20 protein-coding genes are annotated in these 22,597 nt (G+C 37.8%); 3 read left to right on the top strand and 17 right to left on the bottom strand.

What is annotated here, in order from left to right; translation table 11 throughout:
- Positions 1-45: 45 nt before the first annotated feature.
- Complete coding sequence (locus MWU78_RS07745) at positions 46-699, top strand: DUF4290 domain-containing protein (RefSeq protein WP_246996629.1); 654 nt, start codon at positions 46-48, stop codon at positions 697-699.
- Positions 700-714: 15 nt separating this feature from the next.
- Positions 715-2,022, top strand: a complete 1,308-nt coding sequence (gene murA, locus MWU78_RS07740; protein ID WP_246996627.1) for a UDP-N-acetylglucosamine 1-carboxyvinyltransferase — start codon at positions 715-717, stop codon at positions 2,020-2,022.
- A 119-nt stretch (positions 2,023-2,141) separates the two neighbouring features.
- On the opposite strand, the gene MWU78_RS07735 is transcribed toward murA, so the two are convergent.
- From MWU78_RS07735 to MWU78_RS07680, 12 genes are all read right to left on the bottom strand, one after another.
- Positions 2,142-2,618 (bottom strand): GAF domain-containing protein, encoded by a 477-nt coding sequence (locus MWU78_RS07735; RefSeq protein ID WP_246996625.1) that lies wholly within the window; start codon positions 2,616-2,618, stop codon positions 2,142-2,144.
- 73 nt (positions 2,619-2,691) lie between these two features.
- Entirely contained in the window at positions 2,692-3,138 is a 447-nt protein-coding gene (locus MWU78_RS07730) for a VOC family protein (protein WP_246996623.1), read from the bottom strand.
- Positions 3,139-3,280: 142 nt separating this feature from the next.
- Complete coding sequence (locus MWU78_RS07725) at positions 3,281-3,604, bottom strand: GNAT family N-acetyltransferase (RefSeq protein WP_246996621.1); 324 nt, start codon at positions 3,602-3,604, stop codon at positions 3,281-3,283.
- Positions 3,605-3,688: 84 nt separating this feature from the next.
- Positions 3,689-4,360, bottom strand: coding sequence for a lysoplasmalogenase (locus tag MWU78_RS07720; protein WP_246996619.1), 672 nt, complete (start codon positions 4,358-4,360; stop codon positions 3,689-3,691).
- 21 nt (positions 4,361-4,381) lie between these two features.
- Positions 4,382-4,681 carry a hypothetical protein gene (locus tag MWU78_RS07715; RefSeq protein WP_246996617.1) on the bottom strand — a complete coding sequence of 100 codons (300 nt, stop codon included), beginning with the start codon at positions 4,679-4,681 and terminating at the stop codon, positions 4,382-4,384.
- A gap of 65 nt (positions 4,682-4,746) precedes the next feature.
- Positions 4,747-5,406 (bottom strand): hydrolase, encoded by a 660-nt coding sequence (locus tag MWU78_RS07710; protein ID WP_246996614.1) that lies wholly within the window; start codon positions 5,404-5,406, stop codon positions 4,747-4,749.
- A gap of 144 nt (positions 5,407-5,550) precedes the next feature.
- Entirely contained in the window at positions 5,551-6,093 is a 543-nt protein-coding gene (locus tag MWU78_RS07705; protein ID WP_246996612.1) for a DUF3124 domain-containing protein, read from the bottom strand.
- A 144-nt stretch (positions 6,094-6,237) separates the two neighbouring features.
- Complete coding sequence (locus MWU78_RS07700; RefSeq protein ID WP_246996610.1) at positions 6,238-6,468, bottom strand: (4Fe-4S)-binding protein; 231 nt, start codon at positions 6,466-6,468, stop codon at positions 6,238-6,240.
- 2 nt (positions 6,469-6,470) lie between these two features.
- Positions 6,471-6,764 (bottom strand): GNAT family N-acetyltransferase, encoded by a 294-nt coding sequence (locus tag MWU78_RS07695; RefSeq protein WP_246996608.1) that lies wholly within the window; start codon positions 6,762-6,764, stop codon positions 6,471-6,473.
- 56 nt (positions 6,765-6,820) lie between these two features.
- Complete coding sequence (locus tag MWU78_RS07690; RefSeq protein WP_246996667.1) at positions 6,821-7,699, bottom strand: pirin family protein; 879 nt, start codon at positions 7,697-7,699, stop codon at positions 6,821-6,823.
- A gap of 77 nt (positions 7,700-7,776) precedes the next feature.
- Positions 7,777-8,367 carry a Crp/Fnr family transcriptional regulator gene (locus tag MWU78_RS07685; protein WP_246996606.1) on the bottom strand — a complete coding sequence of 197 codons (591 nt, stop codon included), beginning with the start codon at positions 8,365-8,367 and terminating at the stop codon, positions 7,777-7,779.
- Positions 8,368-8,375: 8 nt separating this feature from the next.
- Entirely contained in the window at positions 8,376-8,795 is a 420-nt protein-coding gene (locus MWU78_RS07680; RefSeq protein ID WP_246996604.1) for a DUF1801 domain-containing protein, read from the bottom strand.
- A gap of 175 nt (positions 8,796-8,970) precedes the next feature.
- Between MWU78_RS07680 and MWU78_RS07675 the strand changes: the two genes are divergently transcribed.
- Entirely contained in the window at positions 8,971-9,816 is an 846-nt protein-coding gene (locus tag MWU78_RS07675; protein ID WP_246996602.1) for a DUF2911 domain-containing protein, read from the top strand.
- 135 nt (positions 9,817-9,951) lie between these two features.
- Here MWU78_RS07675 and MWU78_RS07670 read toward each other — a convergent pair whose 3' ends face one another.
- The 5 genes from MWU78_RS07670 to MWU78_RS07650 all read right to left on the bottom strand — a co-directional run bounded on the left by MWU78_RS07670 (position 9,952) and on the right by MWU78_RS07650 (position 22,463).
- Positions 9,952-13,083 (bottom strand): DUF5107 domain-containing protein, encoded by a 3,132-nt coding sequence (locus MWU78_RS07670; protein ID WP_246996599.1) that lies wholly within the window; start codon positions 13,081-13,083, stop codon positions 9,952-9,954.
- Positions 13,084-13,090: 7 nt separating this feature from the next.
- Positions 13,091-16,408, bottom strand: coding sequence for a VCBS repeat-containing protein (locus MWU78_RS07665; protein WP_246996598.1), 3,318 nt, complete (start codon positions 16,406-16,408; stop codon positions 13,091-13,093).
- A gap of 134 nt (positions 16,409-16,542) precedes the next feature.
- Positions 16,543-18,150 carry a SusD/RagB family nutrient-binding outer membrane lipoprotein gene (locus MWU78_RS07660; RefSeq protein WP_246996595.1) on the bottom strand — a complete coding sequence of 536 codons (1,608 nt, stop codon included), beginning with the start codon at positions 18,148-18,150 and terminating at the stop codon, positions 16,543-16,545.
- Positions 18,151-18,177: 27 nt separating this feature from the next.
- Positions 18,178-21,237 (bottom strand): SusC/RagA family TonB-linked outer membrane protein, encoded by a 3,060-nt coding sequence (locus MWU78_RS07655; protein WP_246996593.1) that lies wholly within the window; start codon positions 21,235-21,237, stop codon positions 18,178-18,180.
- 182 nt (positions 21,238-21,419) lie between these two features.
- Entirely contained in the window at positions 21,420-22,463 is a 1,044-nt protein-coding gene (locus tag MWU78_RS07650; RefSeq protein ID WP_246996591.1) for a LacI family DNA-binding transcriptional regulator, read from the bottom strand.
- Between the last annotated feature and the right edge of the window lie 134 nt (positions 22,464-22,597).

Here is a 22,597-nt window from a genome sequence, read left to right as displayed (position 1 = left end):
AAGAATACTTCCTTATCATAAATCAATAGCAATAAATATTTCAAATTGAATTTAGTAGAAAACTTAGAATACAATACTGAGCGATCAAAGCTCATTATACCCGAATATGGCCGTCATTTCCAAAAAATGGTGGATCATGCAATTTCCATAGAGGACGATGCGGAACGTAACCGTGTGGCACAGGCCATAATAAGTGTTATGGGCAATATTCAACCACATTTGAGGGACGTTCCCGACTTTCAACATAAATTATGGGACCAACTGTTTATCATGTCCGATTTTAAGTTGAACGTGGACTCTCCGTTCCCGATCACCTCACAGGAAACCTTGCAGAAGCGTCCTGAACCTTTGGAATATCCTCAGAATTTTCCGAAATATAGGTTTTACGGTAACAACATTAAACGTATGATCGATGTGGCCGTTAAATGGGAAAAAGGTGATATGCGTGACGGATTGGAATATGCCATTGCCAATCACATGAAAAAGTGTTACCTAAATTGGAATAAGGACACCGTTGACGACAAAGCTATATTCAAGCATCTTTATGAGTTGAGCGATGGACAAATAGACCTTGCCAAGGAGGGTGAAAACCTGACCGAAAGTGGGCAATTCCTTAAGAATCGTGTCGCAAAAACTCCAAGGACCAATACTGGTAAAAAAACGCAAAGAAATCAAAACCGCGGTAAAAAACGGTACTAATCTTCTCAAACTTTAATGGGAACATTTAAAATAGAAGGCGGTCATCAATTACATGGTGAGATAACACCGCAAGGGGCAAAGAATGAAGCATTACAAATACTCTGTGCCGTACTACTTACTTCAGAAAAAGTGTCTATTACCAATATCCCGGATATTGTAGACGTAAATAAACTAATATCATTGTTGGAGGATTTGGGTGTTAAAATTCAAAAGAAAGGTCAAGGGTCATATACTTTTATGGCGGATGACATTAATTTGGAATACCTGCAGTCCGCACAATTTAAAGAGGATGGTAGAGGCTTAAGAGGTTCTATTATGCTCGTGGGACCATTATTGGCTCGTTTTGGTAAAGGATACATTCCTAAACCAGGAGGTGATAAAATTGGACGAAGACGTTTGGATACCCATTTTGAGGGCTTTATTAAGTTGGGGGCGAAATTCCGATATAATAAGGAGGAGCACTTTTATGGGGTCGAAGCCAAAAAGCTCAAGGGTACCTATATGCTTCTGGATGAAGCTTCTGTTACCGGAACAGCCAACATAGTTATGGCTGCTGTTTTAGCCGATGGTAAGACTACCATATACAATGCCGCTTGTGAACCCTATTTACAGCAACTTTGTAAGATGCTGAATAGAATGGGCGCTAAAATTACTGGTATAGGCTCCAATTTATTGGAAATTGAAGGTGTTGACAGCCTAGGAGGTACAGAGCACAGAATGTTGCCGGATATGATCGAGATCGGTAGTTGGATTGGATTGGCGGCTATGACCAGAAGTCATTTAACGATCAAGAATGTTAGTTGGGACGACTTGGGCCAGATTCCCTCGGTTTTTAGAAAACTGGGAATACAGCTGGAGCGTAAGGGAGACGATATCGTAATTCCAGAGCATAAGGATGGCTACGAGATTCAAAATTATATAGACGGTTCCATTTTAACGGTGGCCGATGCTCCATGGCCTGGACTTACTCCGGATTTATTGAGTATTATCCTAGTGATGGCGACCCAGGCCAAGGGTGAAGTTTTAATTCATCAAAAAATGTTCGAAAGTCGCTTGTTCTTTGTAGATAAATTAATTGATATGGGTGCTAAGATTATTCTCTGCGATCCCCATAGGGCTACGGTTATAGGACATAACTTTAAATCCAGTCTAAAAGCTACTACCATGGTGTCTCCGGACATTAGAGCAGGTGTTTCTTTGCTCATAGCAGCTTTGTCTGCCAAAGGCACCTCCACTATACACAATATAGAACAGATCGATCGAGGTTACGAAAATATTGATACGCGTTTGCGTGCCATAGGAGCCAAGATTACAAGAGTTTAACCCAAGTTATAACTTTGGATTATAAAAAAGGACCTTCGATTAGAAGGTCCTTTTTTAATTTTGTGCATCTATAAACTTTTAGTCCCTAAAACATAAAGAACACAATTTTGATAATGAGGTTATGAACTCATAAACACACTTATCTTTTCACCAATATTTAATAGGTCACTAACTTCTTCTTCTTTAAAATCATAGGGAACTGGTTTGGCTATTCCCAAGGTTCCGTATAATTTTCCATTGAGCAACATGGGAACGGCAATAGAACCCTCTACTTTTGTTTCTTTGGCTGCAGGACGTACCACCCCGGAATCATCGGTTTGCAGGTTGCACATTTCCACTGGTTCACGACGTTCCGCTGCTATACCTGCCATTCCTTTCCCTATAGGAATCTCAGAAAGTTTGGGTACTAAAAAAGGAGGAATGCCTTGATGGGCCTGGACCTTTAATAAGGAAGATTGCTCATCTAAAAAATGGATTGTTCCCGTGGTACAGTCAAAACCGGCAATTATAGTGGCAAGTAGTTCTTGCCAATTTACGTTCTCTTTATTTAGGAAGGAATCGATAATTGTGTTTCGTTGTGCATTTTCCTTATTCATATTCTTTAATAGATTTTATTCATTCATTATTACTCAAATTTAGTAAATCCTACTATACTATGGTTTGGGTTTATCAATCGTGTTTGGCGTTATTGACTTCGATCCAATATCCTTCAGGATCTCTTAAGTATATCTGTCGCACTCCATCAGAACGCAGCGTAACAGCACCTTTTTCACCCGGCCAATCTTCATATTCTATGTTATTGCTTTTCAAATGTTCTATAAAAGTTTCCAGGTTGGGGGTGGACAAACAGAGGTGCATGGACTTATGCTTTTTCATGACCACGGTATCTTTATGTATCAGATGAAGCTGTGAATTGCCTTGTACCAAAAACCAACGAAATCCAGGGGCTTTGTCTGGGTGTGGTATTTCCTTTAATTTGAGAATATTGGCATAGAAATCCGCAGTTGTATCCAGATTGTTGACAATCAACGATGAATGGTCTATCTGGAAATCAAAGCTTTGTGCATGGATTTGCAAGCTTAAAAAAGCGAGGATCAGAAATAGTGATTTATGCATGTTTATTAGATTTTAATTTTTAAATATTTGTAATTTGTTTTATAGGTAAAAAGGTTAATAGTGAAATACTAAAATTTTCACGAAAGAAAGGTACTTAAAAATGTTTCTAATAATAAATGCTAAGCTATTTTAGAAATAATTTTTACCGTATTATCATTTTTTCCATCACCATATAGTCGATTTTGTGTTTTGTAAAAACAGTATTGGTGCTTTTAAAACCAAATTTTAAATAAAACTCTTTTTGTCCACACGCGCATTGCCGTCTACTTTGTTGACTTTTTTTACCTACTGCATAAGAAATAAGGTGGGAGAGGAGTCGGCTGCCAAAAGCCTTATCCTGCTCTAAACTGGCCGTGGCCAGTTTACGGAACTGAGCCTTCTTATTTTCTATAAATAATGAAACCACGGAATTTAGGGTGTCATTTACAAACAGGCTAAAATGGATTCCCTGTTCATCATTAGGCATGATTATATAATTGACAGGTATGTGTGGCCACATAATGGTATGCCTTATTGGGTAGGTATCTTCACTTAAATATGCCTTATAATTTCAGTCATCACTAGCCAATAAACCTTTAACTATTAAATATTGCGCTGTGGCGTAGGTGCCCATTACCAATAGGTGGGACAAAGGTATTACAAATAGAAACTTATTGATGGCCAAGATAGTGTCAGACATAATAAAGAACATCGTACCAATGAAGACCAATTTAAAACTTAGGGAATTCACTTTATCCTTTCTACTATATGCAGTAATGGCCAGAGTGAGAATACCAAGGATATAAATAATAACTGGAATTTTTAAAGCACCCAAATTATCATGTAAAATTATATAAAGGGTAGTGCCATAGGATAGGAGTATAACAGAAACCAATCGTAACTCTGTTTTAAATAGTTTTTTGCCTTGTGTAGAGAATACCAAGGCATAACTGATATGTGCAAATAGGAAGGCCATTAAGCCGAGCATAAAATAGAAAGCAGAGAGATGATCATAGAGTAACAGAATATCTCCCAATAATGAAAAACAGAGCGCCAATAGTGTAAAGCGATAAACCTTTTTGGACAGTTTCCTTCCTTTTATTCCAAAAAACAATATTAAGGAAATTAGTAATAGTGGTTTGGTCAACTGTCTCAACTCCTGAAAGTGCATGGATCCCGTAACCAGGTCCACTAGCACCAAAAGAATAAATATGCCTAAAAATGCATTTGGCCTAAAAATCATTCTAAAAAATAATGAAAGGAGTTAAGTTTGGGCAGGATATATTTTTCTTTTTCTAATCACAATGAAGCAAAGGACCAATTGTATTACTACAGCAATGGCATTGGTTAGCCAAAGGGCCATGGTATTAAATCGAATTCCGTAAAAGCACCAAAATAGATAAATAAAAACCCAGCCAAAAATAAAGCCGTTGGAGAGGCTACTTGGACCTTTGTAACGGAATTCCTTATATACCTGTGTGGCAATTACCAGGCAGGCGCTTAGACCAGCCGCAATTCCTATACTTTCAAAAATGTTTTCTGGGATACTATGTATAATATTCATTTACTTAATACTTAATGCTTAATTCCAGTTTATATAAGTGTTGGATAGGTAACCTAATTTATAGATCATTCCGCTCTATACCTGATCATAATATCTTTGAACAATTCGCTTGTGGACGGTGGGGTATAAGAGATGGCATTGGCACCTGCTTCTATTGTTCTCAATATATCCTCATCTTTATGACCTCCCGTGGCCAATATAGCAATGTCTTGGTCAATATCCCTGATGCGTTTAATAATATCGGCGGTTTTGCTGGCCCCTGAAACATTAAAAATGTCTACTCCAGCTGCAATCCGACCTTTAATATCGTCTTTTTCGGAGACTATGGTAATGGTAACGGGGATATCAATTTTAGCCTTGAGTCGCGCTATTAGTTCATTGGGTGTGGGCTTGTTCAGGACAACTCCCAGTGCGCCTTGGAATTCGGCATGTAAAGCAAGTTCCACGGATCTTTTACCTGTAGTAATTCCACCACCAACACCACAAAAGATAGGTTTATCAGCCGCCAGAATTAAGGCATGGGATATTAAGGGCTGGGGCGTAAAAGGATACACGGCAATAATGGCATTGGCATTGGTGTTTCTAATAATGGCAACATCCGTACTAAACAAAAATGATTTCAACAATTGGCCAAAAACCCTTATTCCAGAACAATTGTTGATGATTTCTGGCACCTCCACAATATTCTTCCTAAGCTTACTACCAAAAGAGGGCACCTTTATCATAACACATAAATGAATTAGGTTCAACAGAAATAGCAAGAAAGATGGTAAATATTCCTTAATCTTGACCAGATTAAAGATAGTCTTTTTTTTAATCGGTTAGGAGGGGAGAAGTACCCCTTGTAATTTAATTCTTGCCAATTGGCACTACAATTTTATTCCTCTTGTAGTAAACGAAATTCCTTGTTGTCCTGTAGTGGAAATCATAACGGCTTCAAAAATAGGCTCGTGATTATTGGCCTTTACTGCCCAATCAAAAACAAAATTCGCTCCCGTACCACCATATTTGTCATCTTGGTCGATAACAATTTCTATGGTTTCCAAAGGCTTTAGAAAAATAGGTTTGTTAAAATAGGTACGTATAAGATCTCCTTTGGTATTATAATATTCAGCTTTAAGTATGTAAATGGTATCCGTATTGCTTACATTTCTCATACTTGCCGTAGCCGTTAAATGATGTAAGGTTTTTTCGGTACCATCATATATGGCAGAATATATGGAAAGATAAGAACTACCATTGATAAGGCTATCGTTGACAGGGAGTGCTTTGGATTTTCTTTCCCAATTTATTGGATCGGAATGGCTTAATTTTTTTTCCTCGGTACAACTAAGGACCAGAACAAGGACACAGAGAGCAATGCCTATTTTATTTCCTTTAAAATGTGTACTGTTGCGAAATATATTAATCATTCTTTTATGCTTCTTTTTGCACATAACTTCTTCAAATATGAAACAATTGTCCCTTACTATTCATAGTAGCTTTCATAACTCCGCATAAATATACTCTATAAATAGCTAATCCTACCTTTATTTGAAATCACTAACTATAACTTTTTAACTCTCGTTGTTCATATAAAAAGATAGCGCTCCAGAAGGACATTTTAATATCTGGGATTTCAATTCTTCAGTAGAGGCGTTTTCTGGCTTTATCCATGGTTTCCCTTTGGGATCATACACTTGCGGTAAGGTTTTGACACATATACCGGAGTGAATACATTTTGATGGTTTCCAGACTACCGTAATTTCACCATTGGTATATTCCTTAAAATTATCTGTTTGTTCCATAGTTATGCAATATTAATTCCTTTTAAGATTAATTCTTTCCACTCCGGGTGCCTTTTAATGTAAGCAGCGACAAACGGACACATAGGGACTAGGGTTAATCCCTTCGTTTCTACATCCTCTAAGACCTGTTTTACCAAGGAGGAGGCCACCCCTTTGCCTTCCAATTCCTTGGGAACCTCGGTATGGGTAAGATAAATTTTATCTTTTGCCTTTTTGTATTCAATTTTTGCAATAACACCATCAATTTGATATTCATATTGCTTGCCCTCCGTATTGTCTATTAATTTGTAGTCCATAAGAATCTTGATTAATGGTTAGGTATAATATAATAATCCTACTTCTAATTTAAAAATTACTCCTCCAAATAGCCAAATTTGCCCAAGTTGTAATCTTTAATGGCCTGTGCTATTTCTTCACGGCTATTCATTACAAATGGACCTTGAGCGACAATGGGTTCGTTTAGGGGTTCTCCACTTAAAATCAGTACTGTAGATTTTTTTGTTGTCTCCATGCTAAAATCCTCTCCTTCATTTTCGAAAAGCACAAAATGATTTTCTGCCACGGTCTTTGACCCATTTACAGTGATCTCCCCATCTACCACAAACAATGCAGTGTTATAATTACTTGGAAAAGAAAATTCTGCTTTGGCACCTGCCTCAAGCCTTGTATTAAACATGTTTATCGGCGAAAATGTAGACGCTGCTCCTTTGACATCTTTATAGTTCCCTGCAATGACCTCAATAACACCTTTGTTATCTGCCAATTGATATTTATTTATTTGCGAATTTGTAATTCCCTGATATTTTGGGGCAGACATTTTGTCCTTGGCCGGAAGATTCACCCACAATTGTGCCATTTGAAAATAGCCACCTTCCTTGCTAAATTTCTCTTCGTGATATTCTTTATGAAGTATCCCAGAAGCGGCGGTCATCCATTGAACATCGCCTTCGCCAATTACACCGCTGTTGCCAGAACTGTCATGATGGGCCACCTTACCTTGGTAAGCTATTGTAACCGTTTCAAAACCCCTATGTGGATGCACACTTACTCCCCTTGGCTTATCTGTAGGTGGAAAATAAAAAGGGGAATTGTAATCCAGTAGAATAAAGGGATCCATTCTTTCCATATCCAACCTATATCCGCTTGGGATAAAATTATGCACTCTAAATCCGTCACCAACATAGTGGGGCTCTCTTGGAGCAACTACAATTTCTATATTTTTTGTTTTCATCATTATCTCAACATTAATTACATTACAATATTAAAGTAACCTTGTTTCCTGTACATTGATGTATGATAAGAATGATATTAGTTAGGTCTGAAGTTTTTCTGCGCCAATTCCTTTCGTACCCTACTAAGGCTTTCAGGGGTAATGCCCAAATAGGATGCTATCATCCATTGGGGTACCCTTAAGGTTAGATCGGGGTATAATGTTATAAAATTCATATATCTGGTTTCGGCACTGGCACTCAATAAAAGATTGATCCTTTTCTGTTGATGTCGGATATGGTTTTGAAGTGCAATTTGATTAAAGTGTCTAAAGGAGGAACTTATTTCGCTGGCTTCATTTATAAAATCGGAACTTATTAAGACTACATTGGTGTCCTCAATGGCATCGATAAACAAATCTGAAGGCTCATTAAAAAAAGCGCTGCTCCGGTCGGAAACAATCCAATTTTCCGAACCAAATTGTATAATGTGCTCCTTGCCGGAGTTGTCTACAGTATACGAACGCAAGAGACCCTTTTCCACAAAAAAGGAATGGCGACAAATTTCTCCAGGACGCAATAATGTTTCCCCTTTTTCAATATTTCTTAATTTTACTTTCTTAATCAACAGTTGAAATTCCGGTTCCGGTATGTTGGCCTTTGCTTTTAAATACTTGGTGAAATTTTCCATGTAAATATCTATTTGGAATTTTTGTTTTTATAATATTGGTATGATGACTTTATCAATTCGGATAGGACATCCAAATCTATATTGGACAAGCGTTTTATATAAAGACAGGACTTACCGGTTTTATGGGGACCCAATTTTTCCAATAGCTGCTTTTGTTTGGAAAAACCAGTCATGATATAAATTGAAAAATTGAGCTTTCTGGGAGAATATCCGGTCATGGGCATATCTCCCTCCCTTCCAGAATCATATCGATAGTGATAACTGCCAAAACCTATAATACTTTCGCCCCACATCACTGCTCTTTCATTGGTAATTCCTTTAAATAAATCCAATAATGTATAGGCATCCTTTCGTTTTTCCTCGTTATCAATGGAGTTTAAAAACGAAATAACGGATTTGTTATTTGGCAGGGTTTTGTTTTCTGACATTTCCCGGGAATTAAAGCTCTTTAAATTTACTAAAAAAAAGGAGTAAAATTGGGTGGGCGCCCTTCATTATTTATTTCTTTTATTATTTAATTTACTTTGGCCAATATTCGTATCGGGCTTCCAGATTAGCCTTTTAATATGTAAATTAGCATATAAATAATAAACACGTATTAACATGAAAAAAATAACATTATTAGTATTAATGATTGCTGTATCCTTTGGAGTACAGTCACAGATCAACACACCGCAACCGAGTCCTTCCTCGACACTTATTCAGAAAGTTGGATTGACCGATGTTACCGTTGAATATTCTCGGCCATCCATGCGAGGTAGAACTATATTCGGAGATTTGGTTCCTTATGATAAATTATGGAGGACAGGGGCCAATGCAAGGACAAAAATTACCTTTAGTGAAAACGTAAAGATTGGTGAGCAGGAGCTTAAAGCTGGTTCTTATGCCATTTTTACCAAGCCGGGAGCTGCTTCCTGGGAAGTTATCTTTTATACCGAAGCCGATGGTGGAGGAACACCTGCAAATTGGGATGAAAGTAAAGTTGCTGCTAAAACAACGGCTCAAGTGCAAAATCTACCATTCCAGGTTGAAACTTTTACGATTTCTATCGACGGCCTTTCTGATAACGCTGCCACTTTAGGCATGTATTGGTCAGATGTATATGTAGGGGTAAAGTTTGATGTCCCTACGGACAAAGCGGTTACGAGTGCCATAGAAAAGGTAATGAAAGGTCCGGATGCCAATGATTATTATGCAGCTGCTGTATATTATATGAATTCTGGTAAGGATATCAATAAAGCCAAGGAATGGATGGATAAAGCCATGAGCATGACTGAGAAACCGGCTTTTTGGCAGTTGAGACAACAATCGCTTATTTACGCCAAGGCAGGTGACAAAAAACAAGCTATTGAAACTGCTAAGAAATCTTTGGCCGCGGCCGAAGCTGCAGGTAATGGAGATTATGTAAAAATGAACAAAGACTCTCTAAAAGAGTGGGGGGGCAAATAGCAGGCAAATTTAATATTAAAAAAGCTCACTGAAAAGTGAGCTTTTTTTTGTTTCATTCCGTAGGTTAATTTCTATTGTTTTCAAATGTAGGATTCAAATGGCTATAGGAATGTCTATTAGATTTAATATAGACAATCAATATTTGCTCGCGGCTTCCATAATTTTCCATAAGGAATTATTCAAACCCTTTTGGTCATTGATTTCCAGTTGTGAAGCTGAATCATTCTGGTATAATGTTAAAATCAACTTGGCAGTATTACTATTGCTGGATTTGGAGTTTGAAATTTGACTCGCCAACAATTCCAATTCTGCCTCTTTCCCCAATTTTTTAAGGGATAAGAGTTCAAATAGATCATTTGGTGATACAGTTCTTTTTTTACCTGCAGTCGCATAGGTAATAATATGAGTTAAATATTCTTTACTTCGTTCTGAATCATTAAGTGCGGCATAACTATGGGCCAGTAAATAATCCTGTAATCTTTCATCAGGATTAAAAGGTTTTCCCACTCCAAGATTTTCGGGCCATTCTTTTGAAGTTTCCAAAAGAGATATCGCTTTTTTGTAATTCTTGGTTTTAATATTTTCCAGAGCCAATAGGATATGGGCCTGATTATAAATGTGCTTGCTTTCTGAGGCATGCTCAAAGGGTAGAATTTGTATGTCTCTTAAGACTTCTACCGTTTTTCCATAATGGCCGGTCAACAAGGAAGCCTTAGCATAAATTAAACCTAGATTGGCATTTTTTGGAAATTTGGCAAATGATTTTTTGGCCAATTTATATGCTAGCTCGTTTTTATCGTTATTTAAATAAAATTGAACCAATTCCTCCCTTAGTTTCCAATCGGAGTCATTTATTTGTAGGGCCCTTAAGTAATCTTTTTCGTTATTGGTATAATCGTCATTTTCGAACATTCTTGCCCTAAAGCGATAAAATATGTCCGAACCGGGTTTGGTTCCGCAATCTTTCAAAAGCTGTAATCCCAATTTTTTTTGGCCAACGGCAATGTAATTCTGTGCCAGGTAATATTTTAATTTCCAATTCCCATTTTTAGCCATTGCCCATTGCAATACGGGGATAGTTTCAGGTCTATAAGGGAAAACAAAATTAATTGGTGATTCTATACTTTTGGTCAAGTATTTACCACTTAAATCACTTTCCATGTCCTTATTAAGGTAAGCTGTCCATAGATTAGTTTTAACATTGTTTTTGGATAGTTTTAATACCTCTCTTGCTTCTTGGTCCAATCCCAAACTGTTATAATATATGGCCAATTCCAATAAAGATTCGTCGGGGAATTCGTTATTAATTTGAGTGGGTATTTCAAGAGGAAGATCACCAACTACAAACTGGGATTCAATTTGAACAAAATGATTTAATGGATCAATTTTTAACAACTTAGCATACTCTTTTTCAAATTCACTGGTCTTTTTATTTTTCCGTTGAACCAGCAATTTAATATTTCGAGCATTTAGGTTATAGGTGTTGTATTCCAATGCTTTATTGGCATATCGCTCCGCTTTATCCAAGTTCTGAAGCAAGAAATATATCTCGGACATTTGGGCATAAGAAACAGATTTATATTCCATGCTTCTTGCTGCCCATCCAAAAGATTCCAAAGCATTTATAAAATCCTTTTTCGAACGATATATAATTCCTGCCAAATAATTGGCTTCAACTTCATAAGTGTCCTGCTTTAATACCCTATTAGTATATTGCAATGCATTATCATAGTTGGTATTACGATACTCCAATTCCGCTAATTTCAACAATCCATCCTGATGGGCGGGTTCCAGTTGAACCAATTCATTTAATTTTTTAGCAGCAAGATCATAGTCCCTGAACTTTAGGGCTTCCCAACCTTCCTGATATAATTTTTGGCTTGCAGAAACCTCCTGGTTTTCATCATCAACAAAAGGCCTATTTATTAAAGTGCCTTCTCCGTGGGAGGTGTAATAAAGCTTATTATCTCCTAAATTAACCGTTATTTCACCTGATTCGGATACTGGAAGTTCCACGGAGAAAACTTCCATGGGCCTTAAACTTAGGTCTTGTGAAAAAATCTCTTTCCCATTGATTGATACTAGTAATTTATCTTTTAGGAATTGCAGAGCATTAATTCCTAAGTATATGCTGTTTTCCAATTCCTTAACATTGAGCACTCCGTACTCATTGCCATCTACCATTCCTCCAATTTCCTTAAAGGGGAACCAGATTTCCCTCCAACGGTCCATGACGTATGGCTCAAAATTGGCTTGGGAAATGGGGTTGATTTCCCCGGGGGAATACTGATTAAAAAGACGCCCGGCCTGAAATTCCATATACTGCCCATCGGTATCTGTAAGCAGATCCTCCCATATGGCCCCAGACCTTGCCATGGACCATAACCAGAGTTTTTGTCCAGGCATTTCTTCGTAGGGTGCCCAATGTCCAAAACCAAAATTGCTGTTATGGTAATACCCTCCAAAAAAGTCCTTAAAATCGCCGACTACATGCTCGGAAATATCCTTATCGAAATTATTGTTTCTATATAGTGATAGATCACGGCCCTCAGCATCTAATGGCCATGGTTTGGCTGCCCCACCATGTTCCAAAAATTGATTACCGGGATATATGAATTCCAAATCGTCCGTGACCACAGCCGCAGCCGTCATCCAATTGTAATAAGATTGATTAATTGGGGAACCATTGTACCAGGAGGCATTGGTCTCAAAATATGCCTTGTCTTTCTCGAGTCTAATTTCTACTCTCCAATCGGTACGAGAGGGCAAGTCCGAGTTGCCTACCACACAGCTTACACTGCCATCCTCATTGGTCTGTACAATATAATCCACAGGAGTAGCTGTTGATGGATGATGACCAATAATGCCGAAATTGAATTCAATTCCGCCGGAGGTCCAAGGTCCCCGCATTGAAATATTCCGGAACTTGACGACTTCATTTTTATAAAGAAATTCTTCACCAGTACTTTTCTCTATAGCTCCCCAAACTTTCCCACCTATTTCGGGTAGCACAAATACTTTGATAAATTCATTCTCTAGAGTTACTACTTTCCAATCTTTCTTCTTGACAACATGTTCATAGCCTTCAAATTTGAAATAAGGAAAAATTTTGGCATTATTCGTTAAAATAGGTACGGGATTTGGATTACTGAAATTATAGGTGTCCAAGGACATCATTTCTTCCTTAATGGTAACTGACCCCGATTGGCCCCACATTCCGAGACATAATCCCAGTGCTATTATTAGGCTGATACTTCTTGCTTTCACTTTTCTATTATTTAGTTGATTCAATTTTATACATTGCAATGCCATCATTATTGCGTACAAACAAAACGACTTCGGTTTTATCGGCCAATAATATTTTAGTTATATCCCTTATTTCTCCGTCAATATTTAAACCGCTTTCCATTACACTGGCAGGTCTAAAATTTCCTTTGCCATCTCCAAATAGGACCATACCCTTGTTGGCATCATACCTTCCAAATTTCACCCTTGTTCCAAAGAAATTCCCTCCCACAATTATATCTTCATTACCATCTTTATCAATGTCATCCGTTAGAGTACCATAAATGGGTGAAAATTGTGTTTGATCGGGCAGTGGAACCAATTTAAATTTACCATTCCCTAGGTTTTCCATATAGCTGGTGTCAAAGTTTTTGGCTTTCAAGACCATTGCATCCTTTAATTCCTCTGCATTAAAGACATCCGTGATTTTCGCTGCGGCATAATCGGAATAATTTAAATATTTCCCTTTTAGCCCACTTAATTGCCCCACCATATCATCTTTGGAAAAAACAGGGAATTCTTCACCCATATTATAGGAACTAAGTATGGGATCTAGTGAACCATTATTATCAAAATCTTTGGTATATAAACTAACCGGTTCGGCTATTGAGGTTTTTAACTGGGAATTTCTACCGAAGTTTCCAATAATATAATCCATATCGCCATCCTTGTCAAAATCCCCTTGTTCAATACTGTTCCACCATCCTTCGGAATCATTTAGGCCGTTATTTACTGAAAGTTCCACCAATTTACCTTTTACGTTCTTGAATGTTCTAATGCCCATCCATTCACCAACAATAATAAGATCATTAATATTGTCATTGTCAAAATCGGTCCATAAAGCGTCTGTGACCATTCCGGGATATTCAAGGTCCTTATTAACTGTAGTAGTAATGTCCTTGAATGTTCCTTTTCCATTATTCTCCAAAATATAACTTCTCGGCGAAGTGGGGTATTTACCGGGCACCGATCTACCTCCCACAAAAAGATCTAAATCCCCGTCCCCGTCAATATCGGAAGCCTTAACGGTTGAACTGCTTGTAAGCATTTTCGGCAATGCCGCGGTTTTTTTGGAAAAGTTGCCCCTGCCATCGTTTAAGTACAGTCTATCTTGCAATTCAGGGGAGTTTTCATTAAAATCGCTGCCTCCACTTACCACATATAGATCCATATCATTATCGTTATCCGCATCTAAGAATAGACATCCAATGTCTTCTGAATCTTTATCCGTGATAAATACCTTTTCATTGATGGGTGAAAACTTTCCTGATGGTGTTTGCACAAACATTTTTCCTTCACTTCCCTTAGCACCTCCAACAAATATATCTTCCAGTCCATCATTATTCACATCCGCTTTGGTGATTTTTGGACCCTGGGTAGATAATTTATGCGGCAGCAACTGTTCCCTCTTAAAATCGTTATAATCATTTTCCAAATGAAGGTAGGGGATAAGGCTGTCTTTGGTTATATTGTTAAAATAGGTTTTGCCGACTATTACTTCGGAATTATTCTCCACCAAAGTGGCATCCTTCTGATTTAGTGTAATTGTTTGATCGGCTTTTACATCGGTAATAATCTGAACCTTGCCATCCGGCCAAATAATTTTCACCTTATCAACTGTCTCAACGGCCCCTAATCCGAAAATTAAATTAAAATCCACGGAAGATTGAAATCCTCTAGTAGGCATCAATTCCTGCATAAGTATTTCACTACCAATATTTATTATGACTTTGGAGCCAATCCCAAATGTATTCTTTCCTTCGCCTTTAAAATTGAATTTCAGGTGGTGGTTGGTATTATGCAAATCACTATTGTTTCTGTAAACGAATGGATGTTCGTCTATATTATTGACCACTAGGTCCAGATCACCATCGTTATCCAGATCAGCATAACTTGCACCGTTGGATAGCGACTTCTGATCTAGGCCCCATTCTTTGTTGACCTTGGAGAAAGAAAGATCGCCGTTGTTATGATAGGTGTAATTTTCCACAATTGTGGCGGGCATTTTTTCCAATAAATCCGAAATAGCGGTTGCCACCCCTGTATTATTTTCCTTTAGCTTTTCATGTACGGCATAATTCATGAAATCCATATTGGTGTAATCCCGTTTATAGCCATTGGTAATAAACAAATCTTTAAAGCCGTCATTGTCCAAATCTGTAAAAAGGGAGGCCCAACTCCAGTCGGTGTTGGAAACCCCGGCGAATTGACCAATTTCCGAAAATGACCGTCCTTGATTGTTTATTTGCAGCATGTTACGCATTGTTTGATTATAAAATCCAGATTTTTCCAAGAGACTATTTTTGTCATAATTGTCCGGACCTGAGACCATTTTTATGCGATAATTATCTTCAGGAAGCATATCCAAGGTCATTATATCGGTAAACCCATCATTGTTGATATCCGCTATATCGGAACCCATGGAATAAAGTGAAGTATGGCCAATATATTTCTCCAAGCTTTCGGTAAAAGTACCGTCATGATTATTGATATATAGATAATCCTGTTCGTTGTAGTCATTTGAAATATAAATATCCGGCCAGTTGTCATTATTAACGTCTGATACGGCTATTCCAAGTCCAAATCCAAGAACGTTTGAAACTAGACCAGCTTGATCGCTTACGTTAACAAACTTTCCATTATCGTTCCTATAAAGCTTATCTGAATAGTCATCGTTTTTACGTTTTTTCAAGGAAGATGTTATCTGCCCAAACCCTGCATAATCTTGAATCGAATGGTTAAGGACATACAGATCTAAATCCCCATCTTTATCATAATCAAAAAAAGAAGCTTGCGTAGAATACCCGGAATCATCTACACCATACTCGGCGCCTTTTTCTGTAAACGTAAGATCACCATTGTTAATAAAAAGTAGGTTTCTTCTTTTGTTAGAAGCCTGTGCTGTGGAACGACAAACATAAATATCCAATAAGCCATCGGCGTTAACATCTGCCATGGTGGTGCCAGTGTTCCATAGACCCTCAGCGAACACACCAGCTTTTTCAGCTATTTCCTTAAATTTAAAATCTCCTTGATTGATATACAAACGACTCCCAACCATATTTCCAGTGAAGTACAGGTCTGAAAAACCGTCATTATTGACATCTCCAATCGAAACCCCTCCACCATTATAGAGATAACCGTATTCTAGTACATTAAATTCATCAGTTTCCTTGAGTACATTTTTGAATTCGATACCTGTTATGTTTGGAGGTAGAAGAGTAAACATTTTACTGGTATCATCCCGTGTACAGGAAATAGAAATTGCAATAGTGGCAAGTAGGGCATATTTTAGGGTATGGTGCATATCTTCATGTATAATTAAGTATATATAAATCTAATAAATTTAATGTTTAGCAAAAAAGGGAAACATCGTTTTATACGTTAAAAAAAAAAAGACCGCTTTTAGTGGCGGTCTTTTTAAATGAATTTTAAAATATATTAATTCTTCGCATCCCACCAGAGTTTGGTAGTACCGTTATCAGGCCCTCCCAATAAGCTACTAACAGCCTCCTGTACAGCCGTTCCATTATTATCATATTCACTGGATACATAGGGCATTCTCCTAGGAATCTGATCTACCGGGATTAGAGGATTTATAGAATTAACCCTATTGAAAAGGGTTGGATATCCGGTCCTCCTTCTTTCAGCATAAGCTTCCTCACTATTAGGATATAAGGCAATCCACTTTTGCGTAATGATCTGCTCTAACTGTTCTTCTGCAGATCCCGCCGCATTGTAGGCGATTGGAACCGTAGATACTGGTGGAAGAGAGGCACTAGCAGCCGCAGGTACATTGGCACTGGTTTTATAATCATTACCAGAGAGATCCGTTCCGTCATATCCATATTGCGATAGGGAAGCGTCTATTCCTTGATTATAATAACTCGCAGCTGTTCCACCTCCCATGGACCAACCTTCCAAGGCACCTTCTGCCCTTAAGAAATAAACCTCTGCAGCTCCTATAACTACAATATTTGGACCGGGCGTATCAGCCGCCGTATAAGGTGCTGCCATGTCCGATATCATGTTATTGAAATCTGTTCCTTGTTTGGCGGATTTTAACTGCCCATTCTGCAGGCCTTCATAGTTAAAAGTAATTCCTATCGGATCGTCCGAAGGGTCAGGCATATTAGCCTCTGCAAAATAACTTCCAATCCTAGGGTCCTGGTAGCCCTTCAGGATACTCTCCATATCGGCACTCATTCGGAATTCTCCCCATTGGGTAATGGTCGTATAATGATTTCTAAAATTGTTGCTGGTCGGAATCATTGCATTCTGAGCATTATCAACTATTACTCCATCAGATATAGCTTTTTCTGCTTCTGTCTTTGATTTTCCAGCATTTGCATATTTAATTCTGATAGCCAATCGCAAGCGTAAACTATTGGCAAATCTTAGCCAAGAATCTACATCTCCTTCAAATATAATATCATTACCAACTAAAAACGAAGTGCCTCCTGCATTGGCTTTAAATACAGTAACGGCTTCATCCAAAGTGGTGAAAAAATCGTTGTAGATAGCTTCTTGCGAATCATAAGGTACTGTATTTTCAAGATTTCCAAAATTAAGATAGGGAATGGGACCATAGGCATCGGTAATTCTATGGTAACCATAGACCCTCCATACCTTCATCATAGCATTTTCCACGGCCAATCCTAATTCCTCGGATGTATCTTCAGCAAACTTCATATTAGGAGCAGCTTGGGTGTAAAAATAAGTATATGCACCATTTAGCCATCTCCCTACTAAATCAAACTGATCGCTGTCGAAATTTGCAGCGGTAGTGGCCATATAATTTGCATAGATATCAGGGAATAGGGAATGTGATAATTGAAACGCCCCTCTCCCGTCGCCTGGATTACCAAAAGGAGTAAAATCTGGTGTGTATAATGCCCTTTTTACAAACAGGGGCAAATCTGCAGGAGTCACAGCATCCGCCGTAAAGTTTTTCGGGTCAGAATTTAACTCTGTAAAGTCGTCTGTACAACTGCCCAAAAAAAGGACAAATAGTGTACAGATACTAAGTTTTGTTATTATTTTCTTCATCTTATTTCTTTTAAAGTTACGTTTTTTTTAGAAACCAAAATTTATTGATACACCTACTGATCGTGTAGTCGGAGGAGCAAAAGATTCTCTACCTTCAGCCGTGTTTTCCGTATTAGCTACAGATTCTGGATCTATAGTATTTGCAGAATTGGAGATAAAAAATAAATTTCTACCCACCAAGGAAATATTTGCAGAAGTTATAAACGTTTTGGACAAGATCTGCTGGGGTAAAGTATAGCCTAGGATTATTTCCCTAACTCTAATGTTAGACGCATCCCTTTTAAATGCTTCACCTACAGGCGTATTTCTACCACCCACTCTATTCCAAAAATCTTCAGCGGTAACTGCTGTGCTGTTAGCAGATCCATCTGCCTCTGATACGGCTGTTTCACCTCCAAAAATATTTTGACCAAAGACCAGACTTCCGTCCCTGCCTTGGACTGTACTCTGCAATACCCCATCACTAGCTAAAATAGCTTCGGTAAAACTAATGACCGATCCTCCCTCACGTATATCGATAAGGGTACTAAAATTGAAATTTTTGTATCTAAATGTATTTCTGATACCACCCAACCAGTCTGGGTTAAAGTTAGATACCAGGACATCTCCAATGCCAGAGGTGACCAACGGAAGACCAGAGGCATCTATAAGAACCCTGCCTTGGTCATCTCTTTGGTAGCCTCTGGAGAAAACGTCTCCAAACTCACCACCTTTGACCAATTTATACGTCCTGATAAAATCTGTGTTAATGGTAAGTTCGTCCACACCTTCAGAAAGTTCCACAACTTCACTGTCATTTTTGGCAAAATTTAAATCTATATCCCATGAGAAATCTGCCGTGCTCATAATATTTGCACCCAATACAACTTCTATACCCGTATTTTGGATATCCGCCCCATTTTGGAATCTGCTTGCTATTCCAGAACCAGTTGGCGTTGGTGTCCTAAATATTTGATCAGAACTATTAGACTTATACCAGGTGAAATCTAATGTAATTCTGTTATTCAAAAAGCCAGCATCAAAACCAACCTCAGTAGTAGTCGTACTCTCTGGTTTTAGATCGGGATTCGGTAGGGTTGAGTTTAAGGTCAAAGTACCATTTGCGATATCAGCCCGTTGTGAAAGAGCAAAAGCGTCCGTATCGTTACCTACTTCCGCCCAAGAACCTCTCAATTTAAGGTAATTAAAAGCATTTGGAAATTCAAGCATCTCACTTACAACACCTGTAAGTCCTACAGATGGATAGAAAAAAGACCGGTTATTCGCAGGTAGGGTTGAACTCCAATCATTTCTTCCTGTAACGTTTAAGAATAAAGCATTTTTATATGAAAATTCCGCAAAACCGTAAACAGATTGTACTTCAAATCTGTCCAAAGATTCAGTCGCAGTTGGATCTGATGTATTTGCCAAGGCAAAGAAATTCTCAATGGTAAAGGTGGTTCCATTACCTACTAGTTGGTTATATTTAAATACCCTTTGGTTGGCACCTGCACTTACATTTATATTAAAATCATCCGTAATATCCTTATTATAGCTTAGGAGTACATCTGTATTCCAATCATAAGAATTACTTGCCGTATTTGTATATGATCCAAATTGCGCCGTAGTATAGGTGTCATTATACCTTTTCAACTCTTCTGATCTACTTGTCCTATCCATTGTAGATCTAGCTTGTAAAGACAAATCATCAGTTATCTGATATTTTAATGATAGCAATGCCAATACCCTTTCGTCCAATCTAGGATTATTTACACGGTTAATCGTCCAATATGGATTTCCACCACCGTTAAATCGGGGAAGGAAATAGTGTTGCCGTAGCTTACCCTCCTCATTGATAAAATCATAATCAGCTAAATCTTGTGTCCTGATATTTCTTGGCATTATGTATAAATATCGAAGCGGGTTGTCATAACCTTCACCGGTACCAAGTATGTTGGAGAAGTCGTCCCTGATATAATTTACTTTGGCATCAACGCTAAGTTTGTCCGTCAATTCAGAAGTGACTCTTGTAGTAATGCTATGTCTTTTTAAATCATTATTTGGGATAATCCCACCAGCCTCGGTAAATGTGTAACCTAGATAAACATTGGATTTTTCACCATTTACATTTACAGCAAGGTTTGTGGCCAATTCATGACCTGTACGAAAAAAGTCTTCAACATTGTCCGGCTGCGCTTCATAGGCATAAGTACCACCAAAATTGGGATTACTTGGGTCGTTGGTCCAATGGGCAACCTGACTACCGTCAAACGCGGGCCCCCAGGAAGTGGTAGCCGAGTTAGCATAAGCCCCAGCAGATCCTTGACCATATCCATTTTGAAAGTCTAAAAGATGTATCGGATCGGAAAGAGTTGAAGTAAACCCAACACTAGAGGATACTCCTTCCCTTGTTCCTTGCCCTGATTTAGTGGTTACAATAATTGCACCATTGTTGGCCCTACTGCCATATAATGCCGCTGCGTTTCCTCCTTTTAGGACAGAGATACTCTGAATATCATCTGGGCTTATGTTTGATATATCTCCGTTTAGAAGAATTCCATCAACCACATAGAGCGGTTGGCTACTACCGTTAATAGAACGGTTACCCCTCAGTAATACCTTGGAACCTGAACCAACTCCCGAAGATCCAGTGGTAACGGAAACACCGGCAATCTTACCGGTTAAACCATTTACAATGTTAAGCGATCTGGCTTGGGTCAATTCTTCAGGCGATACTTGTTGAGTGGAATAGGTAAGGGACTTTTTTTGCCTTTCTATGCCCAATGCCGTTACAACTACTTCACCAAGTTGTTCAGCATCTTCTTGCATGGATACATTTATTGTATTTGATGCACCTACGGTTACCGATTGCGTTTTCATTCCAATAAAAGAAAACACTAATACATTGCCGCTTTCCGCTTCAATAGAATAATTTCCATCAAAATCAGTCTGTGTTCCGGTGGTGGTTCCTTGTACCAAGACATTTACACCAGGTAGAGGAGAACCATCCAAAGCATCGGTGACCGTTCCTGTCAACGTTTTAGTTTGTGCCAATAAAGGGTAGGTCCCCAATACCAGTACAAAAAATAATAGCAGTTTTTTGATCATAATAAAGTTGTTTGAGTTAATAAATTAGTTGTTTGTTAATAATAAGTTATTGTTTGTTAATAATAAGTTAATAGTGAAATTAACCCTTTTTTTTTAATTGACAAAGAGTATTCGCATTAATGTGTTCGAACACATTAAATAAAACCTTAATTTTTTTATGGTTTGGGTGATAAATAACCTACTTATAAGTAGTACTGGGCGTTTTCAGAAGTAACAATATCAATAGGTAGGAATTCTTGAGTAGGCAAGCCTTTTCCGAAAAGAAAATGTTCCGCCAAGCAACTAACACCTAGATAAGCCTGTCGATGTGGTTTTTGATGAATTAAAAAATTGATAGCACCTTCTTTTAGATACTTCATGTTTGGTTTTAACAGATCGTACCCGATTACGATTCTTTCCCTTATTTCAAGTTCTTTAAAGGCTTCGATCAATACGTATGCTTTGGAATTGGTAACAAAGAATGCATTAATGGATTTATTACTTTTAAGGAATTCGGATACATCTTTATTAAATCGGCGTTTTTCAGCAGAATTGAATTCCTTGGAGATTACAAGGTGATTATTGCCTGATTTTTCCTTAAAAAATTCTTTGAACCCATTTTCCTTTTGTTGCATATGAGGTTCCTTGTTAATATGGATAATTGAAATTTCATCATTTTTCCCGATAATTTTATTCATTAAACTTGCTGCAACCCTTCCACTTTGGTTTAAGTCCTGACCTATGAAAATTTGTTCTTTGAAGCTATTTATGTGGTTATTGAACAATACCACTGAAATTTTATTTTCGCAACAATGTTTTAAAACCTCATGTGATTCATTATCAAAAATAGGTGCCATTAAAAGTACATCAGGTTGTGATATGATAGCTTGCCGTGATTCATCCAAAAAAGAAGTTCTATCGTTTGGGTCATAAAAATATTTCCTAACCATGACACCAAAAGGCATAAATTGATTAGAGGCTTCTATAATACCTTCATTGGCAGGAATCCAATAAGGATCCTTAAGTGGGTCCGGAAGTAGGACATGTATATTATAGGTTTTATTTATTTTTAGGTTTCGGGCAATTGGGTTGGGTTTATAATCAATCTCCTTGAGGACTTTGTCTACTTTCTCAAATGCTTTTTTGGAAACCTTGCCCCGTTTATGTAATACCCTATCCACGGTTCCCTTGGAAACACCTGCCATGTGGGCAATGTCCTTTATAGTATATTTTTCTTTAATATTCATAATAGATAAAAAGAGGGAAGAAAATTTAACATTACAAGGGTACTTTAACCAATTGGTAACACTAAATATAGAAATATTCTTAAGAATCTACCTATAATTTTGATGACTTACTCGAATTTTGGTCCAAGGTTACC

Origin of the sequence: Arenibacter sp. F26102, from assembly GCF_023015865.1 — a bacterium.
Lineage (GTDB): Bacteria > Bacteroidota > Bacteroidia > Flavobacteriales > Flavobacteriaceae > Arenibacter.
Note: the sequence above shows the minus strand (reverse complement) of the source record. Positions and strands in the feature narration are given on the sequence as shown.